The organism is Flavobacterium sp. GNP011 (assembly GCF_056428925.1).
Map to the genome: position 1 here is coordinate 1 of NZ_JBWJVJ010000027.1, position 12,616 is coordinate 12,616.

Annotated in this window: 12 protein-coding genes; 8 read left to right on the forward strand and 4 right to left on the reverse strand. The window is 30.9% G+C overall.

The features are described 5' to 3' along the window. Positions 1-28 precede the first annotated feature (28 nt). From AC061E_RS15815 to AC061E_RS15825, 3 genes are all read left to right on the forward strand, one after another. On the forward strand, positions 29-565 hold the full coding sequence (locus tag AC061E_RS15815; protein ID WP_478287115.1) for a hypothetical protein: 537 nt from the start codon (positions 29-31) through the stop codon (positions 563-565). A gap of 193 nt (positions 566-758) precedes the next feature. Next, the gene (locus tag AC061E_RS15820) at positions 759-1,304 is read left to right on the forward strand and encodes a hypothetical protein (protein ID WP_478287116.1); all 546 of its coding nucleotides are present in this window, start codon (positions 759-761) and stop codon (positions 1,302-1,304) included. A 215-nt stretch (positions 1,305-1,519) separates the two neighbouring features. Then, entirely contained in the window at positions 1,520-2,065 is a 546-nt protein-coding gene (locus AC061E_RS15825) for a hypothetical protein (protein WP_478287117.1), read from the forward strand. A 587-nt stretch (positions 2,066-2,652) separates the two neighbouring features. Here the strand turns inward: AC061E_RS15825 and AC061E_RS15830 are convergent. Then, positions 2,653-3,123 carry a transposase family protein gene (locus AC061E_RS15830; RefSeq protein ID WP_478287118.1) on the reverse strand — a complete coding sequence of 157 codons (471 nt, stop codon included), beginning with the start codon at positions 3,121-3,123 and terminating at the stop codon, positions 2,653-2,655. A 341-nt stretch (positions 3,124-3,464) separates the two neighbouring features. Here AC061E_RS15830 and AC061E_RS15835 point away from each other — a divergent pair, with 341 nt between their 5' ends. The 5 genes from AC061E_RS15835 (at position 3,465) to AC061E_RS15855 (ending at position 9,816) form a co-directional block, all read left to right on the forward strand. Next, the gene (locus tag AC061E_RS15835) at positions 3,465-5,846 is read left to right on the forward strand and encodes a hypothetical protein (RefSeq protein ID WP_478287119.1); all 2,382 of its coding nucleotides are present in this window, start codon (positions 3,465-3,467) and stop codon (positions 5,844-5,846) included. Positions 5,847-6,456: 610 nt separating this feature from the next. Continuing rightward, positions 6,457-6,741 carry a hypothetical protein gene (locus tag AC061E_RS15840; protein ID WP_478287120.1) on the forward strand — a complete coding sequence of 95 codons (285 nt, stop codon included), beginning with the start codon at positions 6,457-6,459 and terminating at the stop codon, positions 6,739-6,741. A gap of 201 nt (positions 6,742-6,942) precedes the next feature. Then, a complete protein-coding gene (locus AC061E_RS15845) occupies positions 6,943-7,455 on the forward strand; it encodes a Clp protease N-terminal domain-containing protein (protein ID WP_478287121.1) in 513 nt (170 codons plus the stop codon). 268 nt (positions 7,456-7,723) lie between these two features. After that, positions 7,724-8,683, forward strand: a complete 960-nt coding sequence (locus tag AC061E_RS15850) for a hypothetical protein (RefSeq protein WP_478287122.1) — start codon at positions 7,724-7,726, stop codon at positions 8,681-8,683. Positions 8,684-8,835: 152 nt separating this feature from the next. Continuing rightward, positions 8,836-9,816, forward strand: coding sequence for a thioredoxin fold domain-containing protein (locus AC061E_RS15855; protein WP_478287123.1), 981 nt, complete (start codon positions 8,836-8,838; stop codon positions 9,814-9,816). A 250-nt stretch (positions 9,817-10,066) separates the two neighbouring features. Here the strand turns inward: AC061E_RS15855 and AC061E_RS15860 are convergent, their stop codons facing one another. From AC061E_RS15860 to AC061E_RS15870, 3 genes are all read right to left on the reverse strand, one after another. Further along, a complete protein-coding gene (locus tag AC061E_RS15860; RefSeq protein WP_478287124.1) occupies positions 10,067-10,834 on the reverse strand; it encodes an SDR family NAD(P)-dependent oxidoreductase in 768 nt (255 codons plus the stop codon). Between the two features lie 90 nt (positions 10,835-10,924). Then, positions 10,925-11,857, reverse strand: coding sequence for a helix-turn-helix domain-containing protein (locus AC061E_RS15865; RefSeq protein WP_478287125.1), 933 nt, complete (start codon positions 11,855-11,857; stop codon positions 10,925-10,927). A gap of 259 nt (positions 11,858-12,116) precedes the next feature. Then, entirely contained in the window at positions 12,117-12,572 is a 456-nt protein-coding gene (locus AC061E_RS15870) for a GNAT family N-acetyltransferase (protein ID WP_478287126.1), read from the reverse strand. Between the last annotated feature and the right edge of the window lie 44 nt (positions 12,573-12,616).

Below are 12,616 nucleotides of genomic sequence, written 5' to 3' on the forward strand. Positions count from 1 at the left end.
GCAGAAAATTGAAAGTTAGCACACATTTATGAAACTGTTTAGAAATAAAATAGAAAGACAATTCAAAAAAATTTCAATCACTGGAAGAATCGCTTTTGGTATTAAATGCTTAGAAGAATATTCGATTGAGAATAAAATAAGAAATGTTTGGATTAATAGATTAATAGATACTTTATGGGAATTCACAATAATCAAAAATCTCTCGGAATGGGATAAAAAGATTTCAGATTTAACACCTGAATTTATTTTAGATACTCATCCGAAGAATATTGCTGAAAATTATAAAACTCTAACAGAATCTGAATTTGAAAGTCTAAAAGAGTTTTATTTGAAAGTTGATGATAAATTAATTCATTTAATAAACTTAGTAATTGATATTGGCACAACAGACTTGTATGGTGCAACAGGAAAATATAGTGAAAACACATTAAAATCAACAATGGCAGTGTATAAGTTTGCTCAAAAAGAGATCAATACAATGCCAGATTTGAATAAATTTACTATCACAAAGTTTTCCGAAAATGGCGGTTGGGGCGACCGAATTGATAAGGAATCATTCAACTAAACAAGTAAATAGCCGTCGCATAACACACGCTACAAACAATTTGGGTATTAGGCTTAATGGGAAGTTTGTTTTGTATTTGGGAGATTTGGCAAATCCGAATAATGGGCTGAATTTAGTCCTAAATTTCTTATAGCTCGGGAACGTTGGCAGTCAACAGAAAACCGAACGAACGAAAAAAAAAACTAAAAGTATAATGAGAATTATAGAAAAAATTATATTACTAATTTGCATAGTATTTTCAACTTATTCAAATAGCCAATCTAAAATGGTTGTTGGAAATAAACACACAATCTTGGTCGAAATACCTCAAAATTGGATTCAATCACAAAATGACCAATTGCCTTTTTTCATTAAACCATACGAAAAAAATGTAAGTGATTTAACTTATATGTATGTTTATGGAATTGATTATGATATTAATCCAAAATTAGATGAATGGATTGATGGAAATAATAAATATCTTACTGAAAACGAGAAAGGAGTAAAAATTGGAAGTTTAGACCTGAAATTTGAAAACATCAAAAAAGATAATTATTCAAATGGAAATTATAAAATAGTAACATACGAATATGAAAACAAACGAAAAGAGTGTTTACTAATTATTGAATGCAAGAATACAATTGTTACCGTAGTATTGTCAACTAGTAGTGATTTGGAATTTAAGAAATATCTAAAGTCATTTGAGGAAATTACAAAATCGACTAAAATTTTAGGAACTAAATTGAAAACACAAGAGTAGATAAAGAAAAACTCCCGAGCTGCCAACACACGCTACAAGCAATTTAGGTATTAGGCTTAATTTAAATATGGTTTTGTATTTGGAAGATTAGGCAAATCCGAAAATTGGGCTTATTTTAGTCCAAAACCCTCTGTAGCATGAGAACGTTGTGTGTAATCTTTCGTAAAAGCGTAGACATTTATATTTAAAATGCACCAAATCCAAGCCCTTGAAAAATGAAAATCGTTAATCCTGCTTATATAAAATACTTAGTTATAACTTTATTTACTCTTTTAATCTCTTGTAATGACAAAACAAGCTATAAATTAAATAGCAATCCAAAAGCGAAAATAACTTTTAGTGACGAATACAAAATATGTGATACTTGTACCACAACTATTTTGGTTCATCATAATGAAAGTACAACCAGTGGAGAAATTACAATTGACAGTGGAATAGTTTATTTATCTAACAAAATTTTAAATAACATAAATTCATTAGTCGTGAACATTGAACCTTCTGAAAAACCTCTGTTATCTCCAAATCATATTCTAAATCGGGAATTGCATTTTGCAGACAAAAAATATTTCAATAAACTTTGGAAAGACACAGTAAATTTTACAGACTTGTACAAGGCATTTCGCTTAAAAGGAAAAGTTACAGAAATTAAACGTAGAAAGTTAGAAAATGGTGAAATTGAAATTTATCCATCCTTATTTTTTAAATTTGAAAAAGCGGTCGAAATTGATACAACCTATTTGAGAAAAGTTAGTCAGTATTAAGACTACACACAACGCACGCTACAAGTAATTTGGGTATTAGGCTTAATGGAAAAGAGGGTTTTGTATTTGGAAGATTTGGCAAATCCGAAAATAGGGCTTAATTTAGTACCAAACCCGCTGAAATGCCAGAACGTTAATGGAGACTTGTACTAAAATTACACAGAAGAAAATAATTATAAAATACGTATTTGTTTGCGCAGAAAAATATCAAAAGCAAAAACTTGAAAGATTTGAAATTTAAACCGAAAAAAACAAGATACCCAAATTATGAAATCTACTTATAAATTGTTAATTACATGACAAAAAGCAAAACAGATTGTTTTCCAAAGACTTAAATCCTGTTGAAAGAAATTTAGATAAATAATCTAAACCTTATTTGAAAAAACTTACCGCTCATCTGCCATGATTTTTTATTATTATTCTTTTGATGTTTTCATCTAAATAGTCTCCTATTTTATAACACCATGCAAAAGCAATCATTGTTAGTGAGAATAATTTTTCTAATCTTTCTAAATCGGTCACTTGTGTATCTTCTATGTAAAATGTTTTAATTCCAGATAGATAACATCTTTTCCCGTGTAATTCTACTATTTTGGATAGTGGTAAAATTCACCAACTTTCAAATGATTGAATAACCAAAATGCTTTTATTACCCCTTGTCTTTGATAGGAAAATATTTTAAAATTGTTCCTAACTCGAATATAATACCTAATGTTTTCGCTGTTCAAAAACTCCAACCATTTGCCGTCTACAAATTCTCTATCGGCTAATAAACAATCAATGCTTTCTTTTCCGAACCACTCAAAATATTGTTTAATCAAATCAATTCGTACATGAATGTCCGGATTCCATCTTTTGTCTGACATTTTGAACATCAATGGAAAAGCTACATTTTTATAACTGATTCCAAGCACTAATATATTGATATCTTTCGAACCGAATTTCCAGTTTGTTCTATCTAAAACCAATACCAAATCATTTTTTTTTTTTTTTTTTTTGGTAACAAATTGAATATTAAGGCAGTATATATTTATAGAGGAAAAATCAAAATCTTTCATAAATCGTTGAATTATCCTGTAAGAACTATTATTATAAGTTTTAACGTCAAATGAAGAGGATAACCTATCATAATTAATTGTCTTTATTTCACATAAAGTCGTTATAAATAAACAAATGAGTTGTCCCTTGCTAAATTTAGTTCTTCCTTAAAATGACCTTGTAATACCGAAATTAACGATGTATCTTTAGGCCCAATACTGGTGTTCTTCGTTAGAAAAATTATGTCGTAATAATTATTAATGTAATGAAAATCAGTATTTTATACTAATTTTTTAATGCTTATTTTATTGTCGTTAACTAAAAATAAAATTATAAAAACTTAAATATAAACAATAAAAATATGAAAGAAAACAAGTTGAAATACGCCCGCATAGGTAGTATACTGAACTACAATACCCGAAATATGGAGCCAACGAAACATGCATTTGATTTGTCTCAACTAGCGACTATAGGAAGAATTGATACCGCCAACCCCGTTGGTATAAAAATTGTTCAGGCAAATGCCTTTTCTCAGAGTACTCAAGATTCCCATAGTTTTGGTACCGCTAACGAATTTAAATTCGGGTTTCCAAAGTGTAAAATAAGCATTGGAATACATTATGAAAATGGAGAAGCAAAATTAGAGAGTGAATCCGGCTTGAGTTTAACAGTAGGTAGTTCATACGTTGATTATGAAATTTTTATGACGAAAGACGTAACAGAACAAGAACTCTATAACTGTGCAACACCATTATTTAAGGAAAAGTATGATGCACTAGCCAGAGCTGTGGACTTTGCCACTTGGGAAAGGGCCTATTCAGATTTTACAAAAGAGTTTGGTCATGGGTTTGTTTCAAAAATGAAACTAATGTCATTTAGCGCAGGTATTCTCTCCGTACATTATGAATCTTCCGTAGAGAGCAGCGAATTAAAATATGGAGCTTCTGTTGCTGTTTCCGCCCGATCATCGAGTGGTATAACTAGTGGGGCGGCTTCTGGTAACGAGTGGGCAAAAATGCATTCAAAAGCAGGTGCAAAAGGTACAGTCAGTGCAAAATCAGTTAGTATACCAGCAGGCAATTCTAACTCAGCATGGGTTGATAAATTTGTAGAAACCTACTCCAATCAAGGCATCGACATCATTACTAAAGCTCCTCCTGCTTCTGTACCCATTCCAACGGTGAATCCAAAAGCACCAGAAATACCTACTGTAGATGAAATTAAGGAAATTAAGGCACCTAAAGCACTTCCAGAATTTACGCTGGAACTTAGTAGCACGGAGGATATGATAAAATACATGCAGATGGAGCAAATGATGAAAGATGGTCATACAATAACAGATCTACCGACATGGGAGGAATATCAGAAAAGCAAAAAGGACGGGAAAACTGATGATGCTGAAAAGAACCTAGAAATTCATCAAAAAGATATGGAAAGGAAGACTGAGGAACTAAATGTAAATCAAGTTTCAAAAGATGGAATTAATCCTAATAACTCAAACCAACCATTAATTCAAAAGAATTTCGCTAATTCATATTTAAAAACAAGCGATATATCCCGTAATTCATCGCCAGAAGCAATTGTATCCAATAACTCATCGTCAGAAACAAATTATGCTTCTAATGGTTCACCTATCAATTTATCTGATTATTCCGTTTATGATGTTGAATATACGCGATACAGCGATGTTCTATCTGGTCTCCAATTTCAGATTGCAAATCCAACGAACACTGCTCTTTTTATTGCTAAACTCACAACCTTTATAATGACCCGGCAGCTTTTCGCATCTTATTTGCATTTTGTCTCTGGCATCCCTCTGGAAATTACCAAAGGATATATTACTAAGAATAGAGCGCTAGTTTATACTGACTATCTAAAAAGATTTACTAAAGAACTGGATGGTTTTATATCTGATGCTGAAATAATTACTGAAAACGACTATAATCATTGGACAGTGAGTTTTACACAAGGATTATTAAATGAAAGTAATTTCAAACTTTGTTTTAACGTATACAAATATTTCTTTGAAAATTATGAAACTTTCTCATCCGCACCGTTTGGATATATGCTTTATGGTAGGTATGAAATAAATAAACATAACTACCTATACTACCACCCGAGAAGTACTGATAATTATGATACTTTTTTTAGCCCAGCGGGCTCACGAAGTCCAAATTCAAGTTTGTTGAAAAGGTGTAAAGGACTTGAGGATTGGTCAGCAATTGCTGAACAGAGTACTTGTTTTTTTCCCATAATCATTGGTACAAAATCACCCTATATTCATTTGGCAACATACGTTAAGTACCAAAAAGATTTTTATTGGAGAGTGGTTGGTTGGACTAAGACAAATGCGGATACATTAATATCTACTGATTATTTTACAGATACAATAGGAGTAAGTACGGGTAAGTTAGGATCGGGTGAAGCTACACCATGTAACTTGGTAAAAACAGATAAATTAACCAACGATTTTGTATTGAAGAAAGTAAGTGATGCAAAGGATTATACATTTGCTGTTGACATTTATGATGCAAATGATCCAGATAAAACCTATTTGAATGTATTTAGTTCTCTGGATACTACTCATAATCATGGAAGCCCACCAACAGCATACTTTAAACCGATAGATTACGACATGGTGAGAAATCAAAAAACGCAAGGTGTTCCAATGTGGCATGAATTTCCTTTTGATGAGGTAAAAAAATCAATCCTTATGGGTTTTGATCACAAAATAAAACACTGAATAAAGTAGCATAAAGAAACAAGTCTGGAATGTTTTTACCTTCGAGACAACAACAATATTATCAACTCTAACCCAGTTAAAGACTGGTCAGCGGGTGGATGGCGTGGTATTATGTTATTTAATGGAGACCTTTGGTTAGATTTCCACTGTTCGTAGTCTTGTGAGCAAGATAGTGGCGTTGATGACTACGAATGAATAAATGAAAAAAGAGTTTGTAACTTGTTCAAATTAGCCCGCGTCGGAGATACTTCATTTCATTACAAATCCTTAGAGCGCTTCACCAACTCTAAGGATAATAATGGAGTTGTCTTTTTTATTTATTGGCAAACACTTGGAGAGCAAACTGTTAAGCACTTTTTCACTATAATGTAGTATTGCACTTATTAGCCTAGCCAAACTAATAGCCTAAATACCAATTGCCGTTGTTTTGCTACTTCATAATTTAACAGGCATTAAAACGCATTCGTTCGTCATAAACCACTAATAATAAAGGCTTTTAAGTTTTGTGCATTTCCTGTTAGTTACTTGTAAAATAGGCATAGTATTTTGCCTTTTTATTATAAACACAAAAACATACTTACATCCTTAACCATATTCAACTCAAAAGTATATGACAAAGCCGAAATCCGATTCAATGATTGCCGGATATTCGAAAACTTACCTTACACCATCTGACGATGTAACTTATTCTTATGATATTTTAGAATATAATCTCGAATACAGAATAGAAGTACATAATCATTCATACGGTTTGACTGGTTATCTCAAAAAATTGTCTTCAACCCAAAGTAATGAAGTTCCAACAGAATATACTAGTAATTATGTTTTACCGTATTTTCAACTGCTTAAAGAAGCATGTATTGCGAAAAATCAAATTGCGAAAAAATTCGAATAAATACTACTGCCAATAAACGCTACAAGCAATTTGGGGATTTGGCTTAAATTAAAATTGGTTTTGTATTTTGAATATTTTGCTAATCCGAAAAATGGGCTTAATTTAGTCCCAAACCCGCTGTAGTGCCAGAACATTGTGTGATATTTTCGACCGACAGAAACCGAAATCTTTAAGAGGATAAAAATATTTTAAAATTTGCTAATGGTATTTAACAAAGAAATCGAAGTTGTTATAAAAGACTGTAGAGATGTTGCAATAGATTTGGGTTCAGACCATTTATCATCATATCATTTTATTATTGCTTTGTTAAAAACAAATAATTTTCCAAATGAAATTTTTAAAAATAGAAATTGGAACTTCATCGAGTTATATAAATCAATGTTAGAAGTAAATAAAAAAAAATGTGAAAATTATTATTTGACCGTAGAATTTGAAAAAGCTTTAAAAAACGCAAAATATTACTCTTGGATTTACAATGTTGAAGAAGTAAAATCAGAACATATAATTTTAGCTTTATTAGCTGATAGAAAAAGTTATGCTGGAGAATATTTAAGATTCTTAGGAATGAACTACTTCGAATTTAAAACTCAATACGAAAAAATAAAAAAGCAAAATTCAAATAAGTTTTTAGAGAAAATTGGAACTAATAAAATAACAATAGCATTAAAAATACCAAATATAGCATACGATTTATTTAATAAAAACGCTGACTAAAAGCAGTTATTATTACGTAGAAAGTAACAAAAACTGAAATTATAATTTTGAAAAGTATTAAATTTAAATGCAGAAGATTGGATAATAAATAAAAACAACAACCGCTAACACACGCTACAAACAATATGGGTATTAGGCTTAATTTAAATATGTTTTTGTATTTGGAATATTTTGCAAATCCGAAAAATGGGCTTAATTTAGTCCCAAACCCGCTTGTATCGTGGTAACGTTACCAGCAATTTTGTCGCAGAATCTTAAAAACAACCAAATGAGAATTAAAATATTATTTTTTTTACTTTTAATATCAACTTTAGCACTTAGTCAATCTAAAGAAAAAATATCGTTAGAATGGAAAATATCCAAAAATGATACTTTGAAATATAAAACTACAATGAATGCTATTAAAGAAAAAAGTGAACTTTCGAGTAAAAATGACTCTTCTTCTATTTTCTCTGATAAAGACTTCGAAAAATTACGAGAATCACTCTCAGAAATTAATTCAGGTATGAAATATCAAACTAATCTTTTCCTAAACAAAAAAGATGAAAAACTAATAGATATTGAAATACTAATGTTTAACGAAGAAAAAGATAATTCTATTGAGAAGTTTAAAGAAATGATGTCTCAAGAAAAAGCTGAAAATCAACAAAAAGGGAAAAAGAAAAAAAACAAAAATAAAATTGATGAAATAGAAAAAGATAGTCTAAACTTTAAAAACCTTTACAAAGGATTAGTTGGTTTAAATGGCAACGTCGTTTTGAGAGGTAGAATTACTAATTCTGGTGAAATTGTAAGTACATATTATAAAAATTCTCAAAAAAATCTCATTTCACTATTATTTGAACTTCCAAGTAGAAAAGTTGAAATTGGAGAAAAATGGAAACTCAACTTAAGTTTAATCGAAATGGATCAAAATTTTATTTGCGATAGCTTAAGTAATGAAAACTCAGTTTACATTGAACGAATCGTAGAAAAAGATGGCGACCAAATTGCTGTAATTAAATATAATATAATAGAATACGTAATCGGAGATTTTAGAAATCCAATGGGTGGAATGTTTGGAATGGAAACTAACAAAAAAACATTTATGAAAATTTCGCATAATGCAACAGGTAATTTTTCAATTCTTAAAGGAAAATGGATTAATTATGAAGGCGTAATGGAAATTGAAAGTAATTTTTCAATGTTTGGCGGAAAATCAAAAACAGAATTCAAACTAATAGAATAAAAAAACCTGCTGGTAACAGGCGTTTGGTAAGATTACGAATTTTGTAGTAAATTTACGTTTATTTCTAGCAAGAAATTTTAACTTTAATAGAAAATAATTAGTTCCGAAGTTAGCAACTTAGTTAAGCGCCGGAACGTTAGCAAACATTATAGATGAGAAAAACGATTACAATATTACTCTCATTATTTTTTTTGAATATAGTTGCTCAAAATAAAGTTGAGTGCGACAAATTATTATCAAAAGAAATGGATATCGAAATAAATGACTTAGAAAAATTTCAAAGTGATTTTTCTAATTTTAAAAATTGTGGATTAGATTTTGTTGACTTAGAGATTTTCTCAAACAATTCAATTTTAGCTACAATACTCATCACACTTACATCCGAAAATAAAAATGAAAAAATAACTTACGGAACTTTATTGAATAAACTTTTGGATTTTAAAAAAAGTGAGCAATATCCAAAAATTAGAGAAGTAACATTGATTTCAAAAGAACTTTCAACTAAGATTGCTAGAATCGAAAATTGGAATGAGGACAAAATAAAACTTAAAAAACTCGAAATTTCTGAAAGTTATTTAGTTAAAATGCATGATTTTGTAAAAGAAAATTCAGAGTCAAAAACGTATAAAGAAATTTTCATGGTTCTTAATGAAGAACAAAATAAAAATAAAGTTACTAATTTAAAAAAATCAGAGGAATATTCAGATATTTTTACAAATTATGGAAACGCGGATTTAGCGGATTTATTAAAAAAAGCTAATAATTTAAATAAGCCACTAATAATCTATTTTACAGGTTATGGTTGCGTAAATTCAAGGAAGATTGAAAAAAACATATTAACTGAAGATGTGATTTACGAAAAACTTAAAAATCAGTTTTATTTTGTGAGTCTTTATCTAGATGATAAAACACAATTAGCAAATTCTGAAAAATTTACATCATCATCTAACGGAATATTAATCACAACTATTGGGAAGAAACATTCAAATTTGCAAATCGAAAAATTTAGTGTGAATATGCAACCATATTTTGCTGTCCTTGATTCAAAAGGGAATATTATTGCAACAGAAAGCTATTTGACTGATGAAGAAAACTTTATGAAATTTCTAAATAAAGGATTGAACACAAAATAACGTTTGCTAACACACACTACAAGCAATTTGGGTTTTAGACTTAATTTGAAATTGGTTTTGTATTTGGAAGATTTGCTTCGGCTGTTCGCTATCGTGCAAATGGCAATCCGAGAAAAGGTCTTAATTCAGTCACATGCCCGTTGTCGTCCCCGAATGCTTATCCAAATAAAAAAAAACCAGTCATTTTCTAAAAATAATAAGCCTCCAAATATTCGAAATACTTAAAAGGCTTATGATTAAAATGGGGTCTTTATATTCTAAACCCACCCGAAACTTCTATGCGTTGTGCGTTGATCCACTTGGAGTCGTCTGAACAGAGGAAAGCAACAACAGTTCCTATATCATCAGCTAATCCTACACGGCCCAATGCGGTTTCTGAGGAAATATGCTGATTGAAATCGGCATTGTCTCGTACTAATCCTCCGCCAAAATCCGTTTCAATTGCACCAGGCGCCACCGAGTTTACTCTGATTTTTCTGTTTCCTAGTTCTAATGCTTGATAACGTGTTAATGAATCGATTGCGGCTTTCATTGCCCCGTATGCTGCATACCCTACAAAAGAGAAGCGAGCTAATCCAGATGATGTGTTTACAATACTGCTTCCATACTCTAACAAAGCCAATAACTTTTGAGTCAACATAAATGGGCCTTTAAAATGAATGTTTGTCATGGCATCCAATGCATCCTCAGTTGTGGTTTCGAATGGCATGTTGATACCAATTCCTGCATTGTTGACCAAAGCATTAAGTTTTCTTCCCTCAAAAGAAGTTTCTAAAATTGCTGTTACATCCTTTTTGAAGTTTTCAAAAGTAGTAGCATCTGATAAGTTTAAAGCCAAAGCAAAAGACTTATTACCCAATTTGGTTATGGCTTCTACAACTTGATCTGCCGCTTCTTTTTTTGATTGGTAAGTGATAATTACATCAAATCCTCTTTTAGCCAATTGTAAAGCAGCATCTTTTCCTAATCCACGACTACCGCCTGTAATCAAGACTATTTTATTTACTTGTTGTGACATGTTTTTGTGTTTTTAAATGATTAGGCAAAGTTGCTTAAAAGTGGGGGATGGCTACTTGTAATTTTCAATCGATTAGTTGTAAAAATCAAATTATTTCTCTCTAAAGTTATTTGGTGCTTGTTGGTTGTGCTTTTTAAAAAAGTTAGAAAAATGGGCAACTTCATCAAAGCCTAAAGCATTAGCAATTTCCGAGATATTCCAATTGGATTCCTTTAATAATATTTTCGCCTCTTGATTGATACGCCTCGAAATGATTTCAGAGGTAGTTTTGCCAATACCTTCCTTCAAAACCTTATTCAAGTGATTAACATGTACATTCAATTGATTTGCATAATCTTTGGGCGATTTGTTTTGTAATACTTGTGATGAGTTTGCAATAGGGAATTGGCGCTCTAATAGTTCTATAAACAAAGATGTAATTCGTGATGCAGCTGTTTTACTATTTGAACTGAATGGTAAAGGATGTAGTTTCTGACCATTGTGGATTAATTCGATCAGGTAATTCCTGAGGAGATCGTATTTGAATTCGTAATCGGAACTGATTTCGAAGTGCATTTTTTCAAATATAGCTTCAAATTGCTGGAACTGTGTTTCTGAAATTTGAAATACAAAATCGCTTTGGTTTGAGAAAACATGTAAAGTATCTAGATCTAAACCTGTTTTAGTAAAGGGTAAAAAATCTTTGGTGAAGACACAAAAATGTCCAGATTGATCGGTAGTATTTGGTGTATAGCGATAAGGAATTTTTGGAGATGCAAACAGTACGCCGAATTCATTAATCTGGACAGTCTTGTTGGCGTAATCTACTGTATTACTCCCTTTTATTAAACTGACTTTATAGTATGTTCGAATGTTATATGGCATCTCAGGTTTACTGGTGCTTTTTTGGTACAAGTTTTCGATATTGAATACATTAAAGTGTCCTATATCTTTATTGAGATTTTCCTGTAGAAATTGATTGACATCCGTATTGGTGTTTTTTAATATTTCCCGATACAGTTCTTTGATAGTGATGTGACTCATGGTTTTGTAAAATTCAAATATACGAAGTGTTTTTTGATATATTGTCCATCACTTTTTTAGAATTGATTACGTTGCGCATATTCCACTTCTAAAGGCATTTGAAAGCTATATGTCGTCCCCGCGCTACAGACAGTTTGGGATTAAATTAAGCCCAATATTCGAATTTGTCAAATACAAAACCAATTTTCCTATTAAAACAAATGCCCAAATTGCATGTAGCATGTGTTAGCGGTTCAGGCTTTTTTTGCCGTTATCGTTTTCATTTTTGTTTATATTCCATATTATACATATCAAATCCTTCTGCCCAATAGTCTTTTTTAATTTCAAAAAGTTCAAAACCTTGTTTCTCATAGAATTTGTATGCGACTTGTGAAGTCCTTACAGTAATTTTTTGTATTCCGTCAATAGAATTTAGTTTGTCTATTCGGTGCTTCAATAGTTTTGTTCCCAAAGATTTTCCTTGATATTCAGGGTGAAGTATGTCCCAACTAATTTTTCCTGTTGTATTGTTGTCTACAAAGTTAATTCCACCACATCCAACTATTTTTTGGTCATATATTAAAACATAATAAAGTTCTCTTTCTGTTTCCAAATATTTGTTTAAGTCTTCTTCTTCGTCAACTGCAAAATATTCGGGTGTATTTAACCTTAATAAGTTAATGACTTCACTTTTGTCCTTTATTTCGAATTCTCTTATTGTAATTAAGTTTGTCATTTTAATTGTCAATTATGGGATAATTGTCTTTTTGTTCGCGCGTT